The following is a 19,442-nucleotide window of genomic DNA, read 5'->3' as shown; positions in this document are numbered from 1 at the left end:
CACGGAAGTCAAGCTCTTCAGCGGCGATGGTACTGCAGTTTAAACTGTGGGAGAGTAGCTCGGTGCAGCCTTAAAAATAGCAAAACCCCTGGAAGGAAACTTTCAGGGGTTTTGTGCGTCCGGAGGCCAAAACCCCGGCCGCCCCCGCACCGCGGGGTGACACGAAGCTAACCTTATTTTTTTTGGATCGGACTGCTCGAAATGTGAACGGTATTCTCATCGAGAGTGTGATGTTATCAACATAACAGATCACACAACTCGAGGAGAAATCGGTGAGCAAAATTCTGGTAACGGGCGGATCGGGATTCATCGGCAGCCATACCATTCTACAGCTCCTAGTTGCAGGCCATGAGGTACGCACAACCGTCAGAAACCTTAAACGCGAAGCCGATGTCCGCGCGATGCTGAAGCAGGGTGGTGCCGACGCCGGCGATCGTCTGTCCTTTTATGCGGCCGATTTGGAAAAAGACGCGGGCTGGCCCGAAGCTGTGGCTGGATGTGATTATGTTCTTCATGTCGCCTCGCCGTTTCCAGAAAAAATCCCGAAGCATGAGGATGAGCTGATTATTCCCGCACGCGAGGGGGCCCTGCGCGTGCTGCGTGCGTCACGAGATGCAGGTGTCAAACGCTTGGTTCTAACGTCGTCATTTGCAGCGGTTGGTTATGGCCATAAGCAGCAGGTGGCAAAGTTCGACGAATCGAGTTGGACCAATCCGGACGCTGATGACGTCATTCCGTATGTTAAGTCAAAGACGCTGGCTGAACGCGCGGCCTGGGACTTTATTTCCACGGAAGGTGGTTCGCTGGAGCTATCTGTCGTGAATCCCGTCGGAGTCTTTGGTCCGGTTTTAGGGCCTGATTATTCGACGTCCATCCTCGTTGTCCAAAGGCTGATGGATGGAGCGATTCCAGGCTGCCCGAAAATCTATTTCGGTGTCGTAGATGTCCGCGATGTCGCTGACCTCCATATCCGGGCCATGACCCACCCATCGGCCAAAAATGAACGCTTTCTCGCCGTCGCCGGCGATTTCCTGCCGATGATCGAGATCGCGCAGATCCTTAAGAAGCATATGGGCAACTCGGCAAGGAAAGTACCAACACGGCAGCTTCCAAACCTGCTCGTACGCTTTGCATCCATTCTGGACCCAGCCGTGAAGCAGATCATTCCTGAACTCGGCAAAAGAAAGAACGCGACCAACGAAAAAGCCCGGCGCATGTTGGGATGGAAACCGCATTCCAATGAAGAGTCGATTGTGGCCACGGCGGAGAGTTTGGTGAAGCTGGGACTGCTTAAAGTTTAAGGCAGGATAAAAAAAGCGCCGGTTCAACCGGCGCCCTCTTCTTAATCTTCATCCAGGCTAAGAATCGCCAGGAACGCAGTCTGAGGAATCTCAACGTTCCCGATCTGCTTCATGCGCTTCTTGCCTTCCTTTTGCTTCTCGAGCAGTTTCCGCTTACGAGAGATGTCACCACCGTAACACTTCGCGGTCACGTCCTTACGCAACGCAGAAATCGTCTCGCGAGCGATCACCTTGCTTCCAATCGCCGCCTGCAAAGCCACCTGGAACATCTGGCGGGGCAGAAGTTCTTTCAGCTTCTTACAAATCATGCGACCGCGATGATCTGCCGAAGAACGGTGGTTGATACAAGCCAAAGCATCGACCTTATCACCGTTGACCAGGATGTCGACTTTAACGAGATCACCAGGACGATAGTCGATCACTTCATAGTCCATCGACGCATAACCGCGTGAAATGGATTTCAACTTATCATGGAAATCGAAAATCATCTCGTTCATAGGCAGTTCGTAGATGATCTTCACTTTTTTAGCGTTGGTGTATTCGATATCCTTTTGAATCCCACGCTTATCCTGCAGGATCTTCAAGATTCCGCCGATATATTCTTCAGGAGTGTGAATCACCATCTTCACATAAGGTTCCTGAATTTCTTCAATGGACGCCGGTTCAGGCAGTTTCGAAGGGTTTTCGATCTGCATCGCATCACCCTTGGTCGTGGTCACTTTATAAACCACAGTGGGCGCGGTGAAAATCAGATCCAGATTATATTCCCGCTCCAGGCGCTCCTGGATGATATCCATGTGCAAAAGACCGAGGAAACCCACCCGGAAACCAAAGCCCAAAGCCTGCGAGACTTCCGGTTCCGTGGTCAACGAGGAATCATTCATAATCAGCTTTTCCAGGGAATCCTTCAGGTTCAAATATTCCGAAGAATCCACCGGGAAAATCCCGCCAAACACCATCTGCTTGGCTTCCTTGAAACCGGTCAAAGGCTGAACGCAAGGATTCGAAGGATCGGTGATCGTGTCACCCACTTTGGTTTCACGCACGGATTTAATCGAACCAGAAACAATGCCCACCATGCCGCTGGTCAGCTCAGGAACGTCGATACTCTTGGGTGTGAGCTGCGCGACCTTCAAAACTTCAAAGCTATTGCCGGTTGAAATGATCTGCATCTTCTGGCCCTTGCGGATCCCACCCTCCATCACCCGGATCAAAGACACAGCGCCCAGATAAGAATCGAACCAGCTATCGAAAATCAAAGCCTTCAAAGGCTGATTGTTCGCATCCTTGGGAGCTGGAATATATTTCACAATCGCTTCAAGTATTTCAACAATACCAATCCCGGCTTTGGCCGAAGCCTTCACAGCGCGGTCCGTATCAATGCCGAGTTCCTCTTCAATCTGAATCATGACCCCGTCTGGATCCGCACTCGGCAGATCGATTTTATTGATCACGGGAATGACTTCGAGATTGGATTCGATGGCCATATAAACGTTGGCCACCGTCTGAGCTTCCACGCCCTGGGCGGCATCGACGACCAGCAGCGCGCCTTCACAGGCGGCCAGGCTGCGGGACACTTCATAGCTGAAGTCCACGTGGCCGGGGGTGTCGATCAGGTTTAAGAGATAGATGTTCCCATCCTTGGCCTTGTACTTCATCGAGGCCGTTTGGGCCTTGATGGTGATGCCCCGTTCCTTTTCGATATCCATGCTGTCGAGCACCTGGGCGGTCATTTCCCTTAGGGTCAAGCTGCCGGTGGTTTCGATCAATCGATCAGCGAGCGTGGATTTGCCGTGATCAATATGCGCAATAATACAGAAATTTCTAATAAATTTGGGATCTTGCATGTTGCTCTGAAACTCTTCTTCGGCGAAAGGGTTAACCTGCAGCAGGTTTGTGACGATCCAAGCAATGGGACTTTGGAGGATTCATCATGCGTTTCTATGCCCTATGGCTCATCATATCTATCTTAGGGGCCTCTTGTGCCTCAACCGAAAAAAACCTCAGTCCCGATGGCAAGCCTCTGCCCACCCATTTTACTTTAGAGTCGGGCGCCGTGGAGAAAAAAGCGGATCCCTTGCCCGATTATATTCCCATCTTCGTGAACTCCTTTGCCGGTGAGCAGCTCCTTGAGCGTCATCTTGGCTATAAAGGCTGGGATTTCAATAAAGATGGCATCATTGATATGCTCGAAGTTCTGGATGCCAAGGGCAAAGTCCTGAGGCGCGCTTTCGACTGGAACCGGGATGGAACTGTGGACGAAGTGCGGAACTGAGGAGTCGGAATGGCCAGTCATCTGTCGAGTATAGGCTTTCCGGTTCAAAATGAACAGGATCTCTATTCTCTTGCGGAAAAGGTTACGCAAAAAGCCAAGCCCATCGAAATTAACCAGGGCTTTTACCTCTATTATCAAGATCCATCGGGAGCTGCGATCTGGCTCCACGCCGATCAGCAGCAGCAAATCTCGGGCATGAATCCACACTTCGTGGGACCGTCCATCATGACGGTCAAGATTGTGCGTTCATTGCATAAGGAAAAGGACCATCCCTTCGAGGGTTCGTTCTTTGCCTGGGTCGCGCCTGAAGAGGAACGTGATCATCAGGAAGGTGCCTATCCCTTCCTGTTTGATGCGCCTGATTTTCTGCGACACAGTCACGCCTCATATCCTGCGACCCTCCAGGTTCAGGTCGCCGCGTTTGCCCATGAAATCGATGTTTATCCTACTGAAGAAGCGTTTGCGCAGAAACGCAAAGTGGGCGACGGCCCGGAGATGGCTCCCGAGTCCTTCATTCCCGCTGGGCTTTTTCCAGCCGATGCCGAGGAAACCTCATCGCCCACCGCTCACGCGCTCATCAGCGGTCACGTGCTCGATGCTCAAAAACGCACCAATCAGCTCACCGGCAAAAGCTTCTGGTGGCTGCAGATCCAAACCTATGCAGCTGTGTACGATGCCGTCGTGGACCCTGTTCTGCTTCGCACTGAGCCTAAACCAGGCTTCCTCGTGAAAGGATCATTTTGGCTTTCCGGGATGATTATGGATCAGGCTTCTGAACCCCCACGAACAGGATTTTTACGTCTTCTCCGCAAGGGACGCTCTTGATCCCCTTTTTTATATTCTCTTTGACATAGCTTAATCAACTTCGCGGACGTGCCTCTCTAGCGGCATGATTGTCGCAGGGGATTCTCCGCGCATCGCGGGCTTGTGCTCGCTGGTGAACTTTGCCATTGTTTTTCCAATAACGCGCGGAGGGGCTATGAACAGCCAGGACGAGGCTATCGAATTGCGGGGTGTTCGAACTCACAATTTGCAAAATATCAATTTGAATCTTCCCTTGGGCAAACTCACGGTGGTCACAGGAGTGTCCGGGTCCGGAAAAAGTTCCCTGGTCTTCGATACTCTTTACGGTGAATCCTATCGGCGTTATGTGGAAAGTCTGTCCAGTTATGCAAGACAGTATCTGAAGCAATTGCCGAAACCTCAGATCGATGACGTTCAGAATCTGCCACCCGCGATTGCTGTCAAACAGGCAAAATCTGGTTTGAACCAGCGTTCCACCGTGGGAACCATGACGGAACTGAATGACATTTTGCGCATCCTCTTTGGTCATCTTTCCAAGATTATCTGTCACGGCGAGGTTGTGGAAAAGGCCGATGGCCGTACGATCACACACGATGCTTTTGAGCGCTGGACGGGGCAGAGAGTGCTCATGCTCGCCTCCATGGAAGCCTGGAATAAGTTGAAGGCTACGGATTTAAAGCAGCAGCTGGAAACCCAGGGTTTCACGCGCTGCTATGTTGATGGTGAAGTGAAACGCATCGATGACACCAAGGCCAATGATCTGAAACGCAGCAAGATCGTGGTTGATCGGGTTCTGCTGGATGATGATAATCGCGCCCGCTGCCGGGAAGCGGCGGAACTTACGCTGCGTTTGGGTCGAGGTGAAGCCACTCTGGTTCCAGAAAAAGGCGAGGCGCGAACCTACTATAAGGCTTTGAAGTGCCGGCACTGCCTTACGGAATATCAGGAACCTTCGCCGACACTCTTCAATTACAATCATCCGCTGGGCGCTTGTGAAGTGTGTCAGGGGTTTGGCCGCGTGGCGGTCAAGGACCGCAGCAAAATGATTCCCGATATGGAAAGTTCGATCCTGGAAAGCGGGGTCGCACCCTGGAATTTCGGTGATCACGATGCCATGTATAAACTCGCTCGAAAAAGCGCCGATGCGCGGGGCATGGATCCTGGTAAACCCTTTAAGAAGTACAGCGTTGCCGACTGGCAGTGGATCTATGAAGGTGACGCCAAAGGTCGCTTTGATGGTATCAACGGTTATTTCGCATGGCTGGATACTAAAAAATACAAGGCGCATTATCGGATTCACTCAGCACGTTTTCATACTTATATCGGTTGTGATGCGTGTGAAGGTTTCCGGCTGAATAAAAAAGCCCTGGCCTGTTCACTGTTAGGTAAAAATTTTGCAGATTTAAGCCGCCTGACCATGCTCGAACTGGATGAGTGGTTTACGCACTTGGTGTCCTTGCATGACAACCTCGAAGGGCAACGCCGAGCCGCGGCCCAGGAAGCAGTTCAAGAGGGTCAGCAACGTTTGTCCTATCTCTTGAAAATGGGCCTGGGCTACCTCAATATGGGCCGCAGTGCCCGCACGTTGTCCGGTGGCGAGGTGCAGCGCATCAATATGTCCCGGAGTCTCGGCAGTGCTTTGACGGGCACTCTCTTTTGCCTGGATGAACCCAGTGTGGGTTTGCATGCGCGCGACAGCAAAAACCTGCTGAGTGTCATTCATGAACTGCGTGATCAGGGTAACACCATCGTGGTGGTGGAACATGAAAAGACGCTGGTGCAGGGCGCCGAATATCTGGTGGAAATCGGTCCCGGTGCTGGCCACCAGGGCGGACAGCTGGTGTTCAGTGGTGAACCGCAAAACTATCACAAGACACCCATTGCCTGGCCCAAAGGTCGTGTGGTGGATGTTAAAGATCAGTTCATCGAACTGACCAATGCCCGCACTCACAACCTCAAAGGTGTGGACGCCCGCTTTCTGCTACGCGGACTGAATGTTGTTTGCGGCGTGAGCGGAAGCGGTAAAACCAGTCTGGTGCGACACACGCTTTACCCCATGCTGGCAGCCGTCCTGGGTGATGATGACAGCGGTGATGACAAGGAAGGGACGGCGGTTCTTGCCGATGGCCTGGGCCCTGTGGCTGCCATCAAAACTCTTTCAGCCGTCCATTTTGTATCGCAGGAGGGGATCGGGCGTTCCAGTCGGTCCACCATTGCCACCTATCTTGGTCTCTATGATGAAATCCGTAAGCTCCTGGCCGACACACCCGAAGCCAAGGCCAAGGGACTCAAGCCCGGTTTCTTTAGCTTTAACGTGCCGGGCGGACGCTGTGAACATTGCAAGGGTCTTGGCTACGTCATAGAGGATTTATCATTTCTAGGTGAAATGCCCGTGACCTGCGCCGTCTGCCAAGGGCGCCAGTTTACGGATGAGGCCTTGAGTATTACGTTCCGCGAGCGCTCGCTCCTTGACATTCTCCGTTTGACCATTACACAAGCTAGGGAAGCCTTTTTTGATCAGACCAAGCTGAAGAACGCTTTGGATCAGGTCATTGGGATGGGGCTGGGTTATGTGACGCTCGGTCAAAATACGTCCTCGTTTTCCGGAGGCGAAGCGCAGCGGTTGAAACTGCTTCGCATGATGCTGGATGCTGTGGATCGTAAACCTGGGATCTTGATTTTCGATGAACCCTCGACCGGTCTCAGTGATTCCGATGTCCACCAGCTGCTGATGCAGTTGATACGCCTGCGCGATCTTGGGCACACGATCGTTGTCGTGGAACATCATATGGGCTTTTTGCAGTCCTCGGACTGGTTGATTGAAATCGGTCCGGAAGCCGCCGGTGCCGGTGGAAGCATAGTTTATCAAGGGCCACCGCTTGGGCTGAAAGATGTGCCCGAATCACGGACTGCGCCCTATCTTTATTCATGAGGTTCCAGTGAGCAAGCACAGCAGTGAAGCCCCCGCCCAGGTTACCATCAAAACCCTGCAGAAGAGAAAGCAGGAGCGGCACAAGATCTCGATGGTCACCTGCTACGATGCAGCGTTCGGGGCTTTGATCGATCAGACCGGCATTGATATGATTTTGGTCGGTGATAGTGCCGGTAATGTGGTGCTTGGTTTCAAGGACACGATTCCTGTGACGATGGATCACATGGTGCAGCTTACGGCATCAGTGGGACGCGTTGTTAAACGGGCCATGCTGGTGGCCGACATGCCTTTTCTCTCGTATAACCTTTCGGTCGAGCAGGCTCTGCGTAATGCCGGCCGTCTGATTCAGGAAGGTGGCGCCGCAGCCGTTAAGGTGGAAGGCGGAGCGGCCATCGTGCCGCAAGTGAAAGCCATCGTGCAGGCGGGTATCCCGGTGGTTGGGCACTTGGGTTTGACGCCACAAAGTGTCCATCAACTCGGCGGCTATCGCGTGCAGGGTAAAGGCGATCAGGCCAAAATTATCATCGAAGATGCCATCAAGCTGGCCGAGGCCGGGGCCTGCTCCCTCGTTCTTGAGCTGGTGCCCGCCGCCCTTGCCGAGGAAATCAGCAAGAAAATTCCTATTCCTACGATCGGGATTGGAGCCGGCGTGGGGACCGATGGCCAGGTGCTTGTGCTCCATGACTTGCTTGGTTTTAACAGCGATTTTAGCCCAAAGTTTTTGAAGAAATATGCTAATTTAGGTGAGGTGATTTCACAGGCCTTGAATCAATACGACAAGGATGTGAAAGGTGGCCAATTTCCGGGTCCGGAACACAGCTTTTAAGGACGGATTAAGAATACATGGAAAAACGTGATTACTACGAAGTTTTAGCCTTATCGCGTGGGGCGTCGGATGCTGATATTAAACGTGCCTATCGACAGATGGCCATGCAGTATCACCCCGATCGCAATCCTGGCAATAAAGAAGCCGAGGACAAATTCAAGGAATGCGCGGAAGCTTACGAAGTCCTGGCTGATGCTGAAAAACGTAAAGTCTATGATGCTTATGGTCATGCCGGGCTTTCAGGACAAGGGTTCTCAGGCTTCTCGGATGTCAACGATATTTTCTCCTCCTTTGGTTCCATCTTCGAAGATTTTTTTGGCTTCTCGGCTGGCGGTGGCCAGGGTGGAAAGAAGCGGCCTCGTAAAGGGGCGGATCTTCGATATGATTTGGTTATGGAATTTGAAGAAGCCGCCTTTGGTGTTGAAAAACACGTGGAATACGATCGTGAAGTCAGCTGCGGAACCTGTAAGGGTGAACGCGCCGAGGCCGGTGGTAAAAGAGTTTGCACAAGCTGCGGCGGCAGCGGACAGATTCGCCGCAACCAAGGGTTTTTTGCAGTCGCCAGTGCCTGCCCGACCTGCCAGGGCGAGGGCGAGATGATCACATCCCCTTGCAAGCCTTGTAAGGGTCGCGGTCGCGTGAAGGAAAGCAAGAAGGTGAGCGTGAAGATTCCTCCTGGTGTCGATCAGGGTGTGCGTCTGCGCGTGAGCGGGGAAGGTCAAGGTGGGGCTTACGGTGGCCCGGCTGGGGACCTTTATGTGTTCCTGCAGGTAAAGGATAGCCCTCACTTTGAACGCGATGGATCGGATCTGATTTACGGCGCGGAAATTTCCATGGTGCAGGCTGCTCTGGGGAGCAAGTTGACTGTGCCGACGCTGGGAGATAATAAGATTGAGGTTGATATCCAGCCCGGTAGCCAGCATGGGCAAAGGCTTACAGTGACTGGGGAAGGGATTCCTCGGTTACGTGGTGTGGGTCGTGGGGATTTGATTGTGGAACTGGCGGTGGCGATTCCTACCAAGCTGACCAAAGAGCAGCGGGAAATTTTGCTGAAATTTGCCGAGGTTTCTGGGGAGAAGGTGAATACCGGGAACGGATTCTTTTCGAAGCTGTTCGGTGAGTGAGGGACGAAAGTTGTTTGGAGCCCCGCTGCGCGGGGTGACAAACACGAGGCCTGAAAAGAGCCCCGCTGTGCAGGGTGACGAACGAGGGAACTGGGGCTTGGTTAGGGTTGAATCTGCAGCAAACGGGCCTGAATCTTCTTCACGGAATCCAAATTGAAGATATCCAGGTTCTTGACGTTGTAATGAAACTTGTCGAAGCGCCCTTCCTCTTTCCCGTTTTCCAGTTTGCCCTTCTGAGCCACTTTCAGGTTGTCCACCTGAGGTACGAGGTCGTTGCTGATATAGAGCGACATCGTTCCACCTTCAAAGTGATGCGACATCTGCAGAACGTTATAGAATTTCCGATCCACTTCGCAGTCGCGGCAGAACTTCCATTTGTGACGTTCCAAACCCTCTTCCGTATTCTTCTTCGTGCAGTTCGCACAGAAATTGATAACGCGAAAGTTTTTCGACACGAGATAACGGAAAGCCAACTTACGACGATTGGGTTTATTATTGGCAATGCTGAAGTAGATCTGGTTCTTCAAATCGAAGAGCTTTTTGCGTTCCGCCACATTTTGAATTTTCTTGGCGTGACTGGTTAAAATCAGAGCAATGAGGAACTTGTAGTTCATCAGTCGCTCTTCACGTTCCATATTGGCAAAAACCTCCAGGATCGCCTCGTAACGACGGAAGATCTGGCTGTACTCTCGATTGGTGGATCGAGCAAGCACCAGGTCTCCTGCCATTAGCATCGGGATGGACCCTGCAGGGATTTTCTTTTTCTTTGCTGTTGCCTCGTCGGTGCTCAACATTGACCCCATATGTGCTTTTAGCGCGAAACACCGCCTATCTTAGCCACGGCAGGTGTCTTTTTACAACAGGTTTTCCGGGCCCCGAAATCGGCTAAATCCAGACCCTGGTCGCTTACAGTGCCTGGCCCGTACCCGCGATGCCTTCCGTCGGGACCACGCGAGACGCGACGTAGGCAGGATACAGTCCGGCCAGAAGGCAGACAATACTGGCTGCTCCAGCCACTCCGAGATAAACCTGAGCGCTGTAATGGACCGGCAAACTTTTTAGAAAATACGGTTCCGGCAAATCAATAAACGGATAATGCTCCAAAACATACGAAATTCCGCCAGCCAGAATTGCGCCTACAATACTTCCACCAATGCCTATGCAAAGACTCTGGACCAAAAACAGACCCATGATCTGTCGATTGCGTGCCCCCAAAGCCTTGAGGATGGAGATGTCCCGCTGTTTTTGCGAGACTGATACAAAGACAGTCGTGAGTATATTAAAGCCCGCAACAATCACCACCATGGCGACAATCAGAGCAATCACGGTGCGCTCTCTTTCCATCGCCTCAAAGAGGGGGCGGTTGTAGGACTGCCATTCACGGAAGGAAAGGTTGTATTTTTCTTCCATCAATCTGGCGACCTTGGGGCTGCGATCCGCATCATGGAGGCCTATCTCAAGGCCTGTTACAACTTCACCCATATGAAAAAAGGACTTGGCTGCGGTCAAGCTCATCGCCACCAGACGGTTGTCATAATGTTTCAAACCGGAGTTGTAGGTTCCAACAACTTTGAAGCGTTTCATATCCGAGAATCGATTTTCAGTAGGCGCAATGAGGTGGATTGTTTCCCCCACTTTGACATTCAGGATTCCCAGTAAACCCGAGCCGACGATGATCCCTGGCGTTTCCGGTTCCGGTTTGCCCGCGTCGGCGTCATCGATTTCCTGTTGGATCTGATCCATAGCTTCCTGGGGCTGGATCAGGCTGCGCATGCTCTGGACGGCTTCGCGCTGTTTCGGAGCAATGCCGCGGACCAGAACGCCCTGCATGATGGCTCCGCTTTTGGCCATTGTCTCGTAATGGATGAAGGGCGAGGTGCCGCGAACTTCATCGGCGAAATCTTTCTCGATGATCTTCGACCATTTTTCAGGATTCGACATCCCTGCCGGATAGCGGTAGGCCATGATATGCGCGTTGGCCTGAAGAAAGCGGTTGCGCAGTTCATATTCAAAGCCATTGATCACCGACAGCACCACGATCAAAGCCGCGACACCGATGGCCAGGCCAAATAGAGAAAGAAATGTGATCCAGGAAAAAAACCGACTTTCCCGACTCGATTTCAGGTAGCGTAAAGCAGTCCAAGTGGCAAACGACATATCAGCTCCGCAACCATTCCGAGGCTTCTATCGCAAAATAAGTCAGGATAGCGTCCGCGCCCGCACGTTTAAAGGCCAACAGGGATTCCAAAACACAGGCTTGGTAATTGATCCAACCGTTTTGTCCCGCCGCCTTGAGCATCGCATACTCTCCCGACACCTGATACACCAGAGTCGGCATCTTGAAGGATTCTTTCACACGGTAGATGATATCCAGGTAAGGAAGGCCGGGCTTGACCATCACCATATCCGCACCTTCACGGATGTCGAGGGCGACTTCATGCAGGGCCTCGTTGCCATTGCCGGGGTCCATTTGATACGTTTCCTTCGAACCCTTGCCCAGCGAGCCTGCGGATCCAACCGCATCGCGGAATGGCCCGTAGAATGATGATGCATATTTGGCGGAATAAGCCAGGATTTGAACGAGTGGGAAGGCGCTGTGATCGAGGGCGTTGCGAATATGACCGATACGACCGTCCATCATGTCTGACGGTGAAACAATGTCAACGCCGGCCTGGGCATGACACACGGCCTGCTTGCAGAGAATCTCGATCGTCTTATCATTGATGACATAACCTGTTTCATCGATGATGCCATCCTGTCCGTGGATGGTGTACGGATCCAAGGCGATATCGGTGATCACGCCTAATTCAGGAAAGCGTTCCTTGAGGGCACTGACCGCGCGTGGCACAAGGCCATCGGGGTTATAGGCTTCCTGAGCCATTTTGCTTTTTTTATCGACATCAATCGCGGGAAACAAGACGATGGCTGGAATGCCGAGGCTCAGGCATTTTTCAGCCGTGTGCAGAAGATTGTCGACGCTCATCCGGTGCTGGCCGGGCATCGATGCGATTTCGGTTTTGAGGCCTGTGCCTTCGGTGATGAACACGGGATAGATAAAGTCATCCGGGCTCAGGCGATTTTCGCGAACCAGACGGCGGCTGAAATCAGTGGAGCGGAGACGACGCAACCGGGTGGCTGGAAACTGACGAGTCGGGAACATGGGCAGGCACTCCCTTGAAGGTTTAACCTAAGGCATCGTGACGAGGTCGAGGCGATGGCGTTCGGATTCCTAAAGATAAGCCATAGGACAACCCAATGGCAACGGCATCACTGGCATCGTGGGGCAAATCGCCGAGCTCAAACTGCAAAAGATATTTCAACGCGGCGGCAACCTGTTCTTTGGTGGCATGGCCTTGGCCGGTGATGATTTTTTTGACTTCGGTCGGGGTGATTTCAGCGACCTGAATACTTAGACGACGCACGGCGGCAATCACCGCGCCTCGCGTTTCACCCAGGCGCAAGGCCGAGTAGGGGTTGACGCCTGTGAACGCGCGTTCGATCACACAAATCTCGGGTTTGTACTGACCTGCAAGCTGATGCACGGCTTCGTGGAGATAACCCGTTCTTTCGCTGTGAGGGAGAGTGGTTTTCGAGCGAATGACGCCCACTGCCACGATATGCACGCGTTTCAAGTTGATGGCGCCGCGTGGGAGCTCCAGGACGGCGAAACCCGTGATGCGGGAACCCGGGTCAATTCCGATAATGCGAAAAAAGTCAGGGTTCGTCACGGCTGGCTCCTCTGGTTCTCGACATCATAGCAAAGATGGTGAGATTTCATAAGGATTTCGGCAAGTGAGAGATGGCCCCGCGCTGCGCGCGGGGTGACGAGGAGATTGGTGATGTGTGAGCTCACGCTCTACGCCGGATGACGAGGAGATTGGTAATGTATGAGGTCACGCCCTGCGCCGGATGTCGAGGAGATTGGTGATGAATGAGGTCACGTTTTTCGCTGGGTGATGAGGCAACTGGATATGTTCGCAATATGTGCCGGGTGACGAAGAGATGATGGGCATAACGCGCGAATTGCGGCGACGCGACCGTCAGTGCTGAAACTCTTTGGGATTGATGTTGTACTTTTCGAGTTTGCGCAGCAGCGTGACCTTTGTCATCTGCGTTTGCTCTGCGGTTTGATTAATGCGGCCGTTGAAAGCTTTGAGTGCGCGTTTGATGAATTCTTTTTCGAATTGCTCTTTGAGCTCGGGATATTTTAAGGAATTGGCTTCGGTCATCAGCTGTTCGATGGTGCGCAGCTCTTCCTGGAGACGGGTGGTTTCGCCTTCACCTTCGTGGTGCGGTTCGGCAACGACCGGGGCCTGGTTTTGGATGTGCGGGGGTAATGAATCCAGGTGGATCTCATCGGAACCCTCAATGATGAAAGCATGCTCGATCACATTTTCCAGCTCACGAATGTTCCCTGGCCAATCGTAGCCCTGCAGGGCCTGGACGACTTCCGGGGTTAAACAGCGAATTTGTCTCTCGTGCAAACGATTGAATTTTTCAATCATGAAGCCTGACAGATCTTCGATATCCTCCAGCCGCTCGCGCAACGGTTGCAGGTTGATGGGCATCACATTCAGTCGATAGTAAAGGTCAGAGCGAAACTTGCCTTCCTGCATCATCTTTTCCAGGGGCTTGTTGGTCGCTGAGATAATTCGCACGTCGACCGGAATTTCCTGGTTGGAACCAACCGGCGTTATCTTCTTTTCCTGCAAAACGCGCAGAAGTTTAACCTGCATCTGCGGAGACACGTCACCGATCTCATCCAGAAATATCGAGCCGCCGTTGGCAAATTGAAATTTACCGAGCTTTTTCTTATCCGCGCCCGTGAAGGTGCCCTTTTCATAACCAAAGAGCTCAGACTCGATCAAGGTTTCCGGAATGGCCCCGCAGTTGACGGCCACAAAAGGCCCCTGTTTGCGCGCCGAGTTATAATGAAGCGCTTGGGCTACAAGTTCCTTGCCGGTTCCGCTTTCACCGCGAATCAAAACGGAGGTGTCGACCCGAGCCAATTTCTGGATCAAATCATAAATTTTCTTGATGGCTGTCGAACGGCCGATGATGCGCTTGGATTTATTAAATTCCAGCTTCAGATCACCGGTGAGTCGATGGACCGGGCGCTTGTTCAGGTTCTGGAGAATCGCCCGAATACGATCCGGATGGACGGGTTTCGCCAGGTAATCATCGGCGCCGCTCTTCATGGCCTGCAAAGCCTGCTCCCACTGGGGCAGCGAGGTCAGGACATAGCAGCGAAGCGAGGGCTGCAAAGCTTTCAGCTGATCGATTTCTTCCAGACTCCCGGACCGTGGGTGATCCAGGTCGATGAGCACAGCGTCGTATCGATTTTCCTGACACTTCACCACGAGTTCATAGTGATAGCTCGCCGTATGCACAGAGCATTCGAGCTCATCACGCGATTCGCGTTCGATGAGATCGACTATGCTGCCATCCAAATCGAGGGCGAGAAGATGGATCATATGTCATCGTGTCCTGGTAAGCTGCTGAAATTTTTGATCCCGACTGCCGCAGACATATAAAAAGACCGGGGAAAGGTCAAGGCCGTGCTTGCCAGAGCGGCGGGATTTTGCAGTTTGGTTTTGCAATGATCGTTCTCCGCACGCTCGTAAACCGTCGTGAGAAACGACCCCCACAAACTGTGTTAAAATGATATAATGCCCTATTGACACTTCTCTTTGTCATCAGCACATCAGGAGGACAGCATGGAGAAAGATAAAATCCAGTCTGTTGCGCCCACAGTACAAAGTTCAGACGAGTTCTCCCTGCCGCAAAGCGCCCGTCTTTTGCGGATGATAGAGAAGTTGGGCTTGAAACCGGATACCATCGAAGGCCTACGCCGATCGATATTGGTTGATGATACCCAGGCCAAGGACTCCAGGCCAGGAGCTCACGGCAAACCTGCGCCACAGTTCGCAACGGACGAAGTCACGGGCACTATTTCCGTGCCGATCGCGGTGCAACCCGAGCCTCGGCCTACACGTGGGGCCGTGCTGGCTGATCACACGCATTCCACGCAGCCCCTGCCGACCATGGAAAATGCCAAGGCAGCCACAACCCGGCTGGATCATGCTCTCGAAGCCGAGCTGAAACTTCGCCACAAGGTGGAAGCGGAACAGAATTGGGCCGCCTTTCGTCAGGAGGCCTGGCAGCTTTTTGAAGCTTTTCCGCGGCCTGAGATGGCGGCTCGTATTGTGGATCTCGCTCTGCTTTATGGGTCCGTCAGTGATCTGGAAGAAGTGCTGGGCAGTTTCCTGAAACACGATGTTCAATTTTATACTTTGATCGATGGTGATCTGCGTTCCCATCTGGTTGTCAAGCTCTGGCAGGCGGAACGCTGGGCCATTCTCGACGGCTTGATGTTTCGCAAGGATCTGCAACTTCGGCTTTTACCCATCGAAAGACTTTACGCCTGCTGGTCGTTTATTCGGGCCGGTGAAGCGGAAAAGGCCTTTAAATTTTTCCGACGCTACGATCGTGAAATCTGGGCAGCACAAAAGGAATTCGGTGCCCTCCTCAAACGCAGCGAAAGTGAACTCGCCCTTGTCCTGGGCCGCCAGGCTCTGGCTGATGGTGATGAAGCGTTGGCCATTCGTCTGCTGGAATCCATTTCACGCCAGGTTCCTGAATTTCAAAAAGCTCTCGATCTATTACTCGATATTCGTATCGAACGGGATGATTCCGGTCTTTGCCCCTATGGACAGAAACTGCAAAGGGAATTGGATTGGCGAGCGCGCGTGGACCTGCTCGATTCCTTCCTGCTTCGCATGCAGCGTTTCGAAGCCGCCTCGCCCAAGGATCGCGCGGCTTTGAATGAATTGCTGAAGGATCCTCTGCGCTGGGTTCCAGAACAACCTGAAGCATGGCAGGCCATGTCCGAAGTTCTGCTTCAGTATCATCAGCTCGAATACCTGCTGCCGCAAATCAATACGATGTTCCTTCAGAAAGCGGTGCAGTTTCATAAGCCGGCCTTCGATCACGCAATCTGGGCACCCGTGCGTGCCTTTCATTTTCCCGATTCCATCAAAACCTGGTTTTGGCATGCCGTTGCCATGCTGCATGAGTTTGTCTGGAGTCAGGGTCAGCAGGAAAATCTGCTGTGGGACGCGCGCAAATCCTATCGCGAAGCAGCTGACCATAGCGGCAAAGCCTTGCCCTTGACGTGGGTGCATCTGCATCGCCACCTTTTGCAGTGGGTCAGCAAAACCGAACGCCTGCAGGAACCAGCCCGCGTTAAACTCCTCCTGATGGTGCGGTTGGTTGGCGAAGGCAAGGACATCGATGAACAGGACGTGTGTAATTTCCTGGTGCAGGTGGCGCAACCCAGCCGCGAAGTGATCAAAGCCCTGGAAAATCTGGCGCGCGAACGGGAACAGTCGGGTCTTGAATTGTTCATTCTCGATCGCAAAGCGCTCGGCCTTCACTATGTAAACCAGGACCTGGGCCGCGTGTGGCAGCTGGGTGCGAACTTGAAGCGTTATGATCTTTGCTGGCGTGTGGCCACCGTATTAAAGCATCGCACCGTCCTCAACGAGCAGCTCGAACGTCATTGGCAGATTTGCGGCGAACGTCGACGCGATTTTTCCATTCTGGATTTGACGGAAGCGCATGTCCGTAAAGTGGTGCATAGCTTTGATGGTCACGAGCGTAAACTGGTCGAAGGTATTCTTACGGTTGGCCCCTTGATCCCGGAACTCCTCGCCTCGCTGCATCCACAGCTGACGCCAGTGAAAAAACCCAAGGTCCTGAGTGAAGTCGAGGACGACATTCATAATGCTCTGGAAAAAATTTCCTGGATGCCTAAACCTAAAAAAATCTATTCCCCCAATCCCAGCGGACTTTGGCAGCCAAAACCGCCATTTTTCGCGAGCCTTCTGGATTCCAAATGGTCCCTGCTCTTTGTCGCTTTGGCTCAAAGGTTGGGCATTACCGCCTGGGACTGGCAGCTGAGTCTTTTGCATCATCAAATTGAAAGCATCATACCGCGCATGATGCGTGGGGCTGAAACCCCCGCCCAGGGCAAGGTTGGACGCTGGTTGCGCAGCCTGACCCCGGCCCAGAGAAAGGCCTGGTATGAACTTGCGCAGCAGTCGCGACGCTTTGATGATGAAGAGGCCCAAGGGATCATCAGCCGCTTCCTGACACGTCTGACCACGACGCTCCTCCAGGACCATAGCCTGGCGCTGCAAGGTCTAGAGAAGATGCGAGCCCCGTTGCGCCTGCGCTGGGACCTGGAACACTGGATTGTATCCGACGTATACGGGGAGCTGCGGCGCAGTCTGGGACATTTTACCATTGGTCAATTCCCTGAAGAGGTGTATTTGACTCCTGTTTTGGCGCCAGCCAAGGCCCAGACCTGAGAACGAAATCACGGTCCAGTGGGCACTTGACCCCTATAAAATAGAATTGACTTAATATGAATTTATAGGATAAGTTGGCGCGGCTTAAGACCAGGAGTAACCGTGAAAACGATAGCACTATTGAGTTTCGTCTTGTCCCTGTCCTTTGGTTTTGCCATGCGCGTGACTGCTGCTGACGGCGCTGCCGCTGAGAGTTTACGTCCCAAGAAATTTGTACTGTCCATTGGTGTGGGTGAGTTTCAAAGCAATCTTTGGCATCCTTTGCGTTATGCTCGCAAAGATGCCGCAGATATCTATCAGTATTTCAAAGCGCCCGGCCAGGACTTCGATGGCGGCGAGCTTGTGACGGACAAGGATCAGCCCCTGAGTGCGGCTAGCATTATCAAGTCGCTGGAGCGCCTGAAGCAGGATAACCGCAACGAAGAAGATACTGTGGTGGTCTATGTGTCCACGCATGGAACAGTGGCCTATAAAGATGACGGCAAGGTGGGCCGGTATATTATCACCAGCGATACCGATCCGCAGAACACCAAGAAAACGGCGCTGGATTACGATTACCTGATGGAACTCTTCCAGCAGTTGAAATCACGCAAAAAAGTTTTGATTCTGGCCTTTTGTCACTCCGGGGTTGGTAAATCGATTCTGACACCAGAAATGAAACGAGCCCTGGCTCAGCTTAAAGCGCCTTATTTTGAGGAGCCTATTCAGGAGCGATCGGAGGGGTCGATTGTCCTGACAGCCAGTGGTTGGCGTGAACCCGCTATGGAAGATGCGCGCCTTAAAAATGATGTTTACACCCACTTTTTGATCCAAGGGTTCAGCCGCGATCGCAACAGCGACGGTGCTGTATCGATTACGGAAGCGCATGCATTTGCCTCTCAGGCCACTTATGAGTATACCGAAGGCAAGCAAAGACCTTCCGCCATCATGGAGCTTCTGGGGTCCGATCCAGTGATCGTTTCCGGAAGCGTGCGTAAAAAAGACAAAGGCGCCAGTCTCTTTTCCCTCATGGACCGCTTCTCCAAGCTGGTGGTCAGTATCGACGGTAAGGACTATGGTTCGATTTCCAAGGGTCTGACTGTACCGGAAGGCGACGTGCGTTTGACCCTCAAGGACCCGGACAGCCAGAAAGTTTTGGCTGACCGCGTCGTAAACTTCCAGGCCGGACGGGAATATTCCGTAGCCAATTACCTTTTGCCGCGCCTTCCCAACAGCCTCAGTGTGGGTGTCCGCAGTTATCAATTTCTCAATCGGAATGTCAACCAGGGCTATACCCCAAACTCAGCTCAGGGCATGAATTTGCGTTATGTGCGTGAAGAAGCATTTTGGCTCTATGATCTGGTGGCCGAGTTCAGCTATTTCCCCGAACAGGACGAAAAAATCGAAGTCGAAGGCTATCCCAACCAGCGTTTTGATCAAAAACGCAGTATGATGACCGGAATGATTGGTGCGGCCCGACGGATGACCCTGAGTTCACTTTCGAGCACAGACCGATCGGTGCGAACCGAGGCACGCTGGCTGGCTGGAGTCAACTCCCTGCTGCTTAATCGTGTCATTGATGACAGGGATGGCGGGGCTTTTGATCAGCAGGAGAAGCTCGTTGCCACCGGGGGCTTGAGTCTCGGGACGGGACTCGATACGATGTGGGTTTATCATTTGATTCGAGCTGGTGCGGAAGTTCGACTAGATATGGTTCGAAACTTTACGGTCGAAAAGACCAGCGTTTTGATGGCTCCTACGGCTGCGGTTTATGTCGGAACTTTCTGGTAAGAGCCGCGTCTGGTGCCCTAACAAAGGACGTGACAAGT

14 protein-coding genes are annotated in these 19,442 nt (G+C 52.7%); 8 read left to right on the top strand and 6 right to left on the bottom strand.

The window, feature by feature from the left end; genetic code table 11:
- The first annotated feature begins 272 nt into the window (after nucleotides 1-272).
- Complete coding sequence (locus VE954_RS43645; RefSeq protein ID WP_324965147.1) at nucleotides 273-1,301, top strand: aldehyde reductase; 1,029 nt, start codon at nucleotides 273-275, stop codon at nucleotides 1,299-1,301.
- A gap of 41 nt (nucleotides 1,302-1,342) precedes the next feature.
- Here VE954_RS43645 and lepA read toward each other — a convergent pair whose 3' ends face one another.
- Nucleotides 1,343-3,148, bottom strand: coding sequence for a translation elongation factor 4 (gene lepA / locus VE954_RS43640; RefSeq protein WP_324965145.1), 1,806 nt, complete (start codon nucleotides 3,146-3,148; stop codon nucleotides 1,343-1,345).
- 86 nt (nucleotides 3,149-3,234) lie between these two features.
- On the opposite strand from lepA, the gene VE954_RS43635 reads away from it, so the two are divergent.
- The 5 genes from VE954_RS43635 to dnaJ all read left to right on the top strand — a co-directional run bounded on the left by VE954_RS43635 (nucleotide 3,235) and on the right by dnaJ (nucleotide 9,262).
- Nucleotides 3,235-3,576 (top strand): hypothetical protein, encoded by a 342-nt coding sequence (locus VE954_RS43635; protein WP_324965143.1) that lies wholly within the window; start codon nucleotides 3,235-3,237, stop codon nucleotides 3,574-3,576.
- A 9-nt stretch (nucleotides 3,577-3,585) separates the two neighbouring features.
- Complete coding sequence (locus tag VE954_RS43630) at nucleotides 3,586-4,401, top strand: hypothetical protein (protein ID WP_324965141.1); 816 nt, start codon at nucleotides 3,586-3,588, stop codon at nucleotides 4,399-4,401.
- Nucleotides 4,402-4,555: 154 nt separating this feature from the next.
- On the top strand, nucleotides 4,556-7,312 hold the full coding sequence (gene uvrA / locus VE954_RS43625; protein WP_324965139.1) for an excinuclease ABC subunit UvrA: 2,757 nt from the start codon (nucleotides 4,556-4,558) through the stop codon (nucleotides 7,310-7,312).
- A gap of 7 nt (nucleotides 7,313-7,319) precedes the next feature.
- A complete protein-coding gene (gene panB / locus VE954_RS43620; protein ID WP_324965137.1) occupies nucleotides 7,320-8,138 on the top strand; it encodes a 3-methyl-2-oxobutanoate hydroxymethyltransferase in 819 nt (272 codons plus the stop codon).
- 17 nt (nucleotides 8,139-8,155) lie between these two features.
- A complete protein-coding gene (gene dnaJ / locus VE954_RS43615) occupies nucleotides 8,156-9,262 on the top strand; it encodes a molecular chaperone DnaJ (RefSeq protein ID WP_324965135.1) in 1,107 nt (368 codons plus the stop codon).
- 101 nt (nucleotides 9,263-9,363) lie between these two features.
- Here the strand turns inward: dnaJ and VE954_RS43610 are convergent, their stop codons facing one another.
- The 5 genes from VE954_RS43610 to VE954_RS43590 form a co-directional block, all read right to left on the bottom strand.
- Nucleotides 9,364-9,975, bottom strand: coding sequence for a hypothetical protein (locus VE954_RS43610; RefSeq protein ID WP_324965133.1), 612 nt, complete (start codon nucleotides 9,973-9,975; stop codon nucleotides 9,364-9,366).
- A gap of 193 nt (nucleotides 9,976-10,168) precedes the next feature.
- Nucleotides 10,169-11,419, bottom strand: coding sequence for an ABC transporter permease (locus VE954_RS43605; protein ID WP_324965131.1), 1,251 nt, complete (start codon nucleotides 11,417-11,419; stop codon nucleotides 10,169-10,171).
- 1 nt (nucleotide 11,420) lies between these two features.
- Nucleotides 11,421-12,422 carry a porphobilinogen synthase gene (hemB, locus tag VE954_RS43600; RefSeq protein WP_324965129.1) on the bottom strand — a complete coding sequence of 334 codons (1,002 nt, stop codon included), beginning with the start codon at nucleotides 12,420-12,422 and terminating at the stop codon, nucleotides 11,421-11,423.
- 22 nt (nucleotides 12,423-12,444) lie between these two features.
- Nucleotides 12,445-12,990, bottom strand: a complete 546-nt coding sequence (locus VE954_RS43595; RefSeq protein WP_324965127.1) for a crossover junction endodeoxyribonuclease RuvC — start codon at nucleotides 12,988-12,990, stop codon at nucleotides 12,445-12,447.
- A 312-nt stretch (nucleotides 12,991-13,302) separates the two neighbouring features.
- Nucleotides 13,303-14,736 carry a sigma-54 dependent transcriptional regulator gene (locus VE954_RS43590; protein WP_324965125.1) on the bottom strand — a complete coding sequence of 478 codons (1,434 nt, stop codon included), beginning with the start codon at nucleotides 14,734-14,736 and terminating at the stop codon, nucleotides 13,303-13,305.
- Nucleotides 14,737-14,979: 243 nt separating this feature from the next.
- Here VE954_RS43590 and VE954_RS43585 point away from each other — a divergent pair, with 243 nt between their 5' ends.
- Together VE954_RS43585 and VE954_RS43580 are read left to right on the top strand one after the other, a co-directional pair.
- Complete coding sequence (locus VE954_RS43585; protein WP_324965123.1) at nucleotides 14,980-17,634, top strand: hypothetical protein; 2,655 nt, start codon at nucleotides 14,980-14,982, stop codon at nucleotides 17,632-17,634.
- Between the two features lie 102 nt (nucleotides 17,635-17,736).
- Nucleotides 17,737-19,404 carry a caspase family protein gene (locus VE954_RS43580; RefSeq protein WP_324965121.1) on the top strand — a complete coding sequence of 556 codons (1,668 nt, stop codon included), beginning with the start codon at nucleotides 17,737-17,739 and terminating at the stop codon, nucleotides 19,402-19,404.
- The last annotated feature ends 38 nt before the right edge of the window (nucleotides 19,405-19,442 follow it).

It is taken from the genome of Oligoflexus sp. (genome assembly GCF_035638955.1).
Taxonomy (GTDB): Bacteria; Bdellovibrionota_B; Oligoflexia; order Oligoflexales; family Oligoflexaceae; genus Oligoflexus.
This window is presented reverse-complemented; position numbering and strand designations above follow the sequence as displayed.

Bases quoted from the DNA above. Each gene is read 5' to 3' on its own strand.
- hemB (WP_324965129.1), bottom strand. From the start codon at position 12,422: ATGTTCCCGACTCGTCAGTTTCCAGCCACCCGGTTGCGTCGTCTCCGC.
- VE954_RS43635 (WP_324965143.1), top strand. From the start codon at position 3,235: ATGCGTTTCTATGCCCTATGGCTCATCATATCTATCTTAGGGGCCTCT.
- VE954_RS43630 (WP_324965141.1), top strand. From the start codon at position 3,586: ATGGCCAGTCATCTGTCGAGTATAGGCTTTCCGGTTCAAAATGAACAG.
- dnaJ (WP_324965135.1), top strand. From the start codon at position 8,156: ATGGAAAAACGTGATTACTACGAAGTTTTAGCCTTATCGCGTGGGGCG.
- lepA (WP_324965145.1), bottom strand. From the start codon at position 3,148: ATGCAAGATCCCAAATTTATTAGAAATTTCTGTATTATTGCGCATATT.
- VE954_RS43585 (WP_324965123.1), top strand. From the start codon at position 14,980: ATGGAGAAAGATAAAATCCAGTCTGTTGCGCCCACAGTACAAAGTTCA.
- VE954_RS43590 (WP_324965125.1), bottom strand. From the start codon at position 14,736: ATGATCCATCTTCTCGCCCTCGATTTGGATGGCAGCATAGTCGATCTC.
- uvrA (WP_324965139.1), top strand. From the start codon at position 4,556: ATGAACAGCCAGGACGAGGCTATCGAATTGCGGGGTGTTCGAACTCAC.
- VE954_RS43605 (WP_324965131.1), bottom strand. From the start codon at position 11,419: ATGTCGTTTGCCACTTGGACTGCTTTACGCTACCTGAAATCGAGTCGG.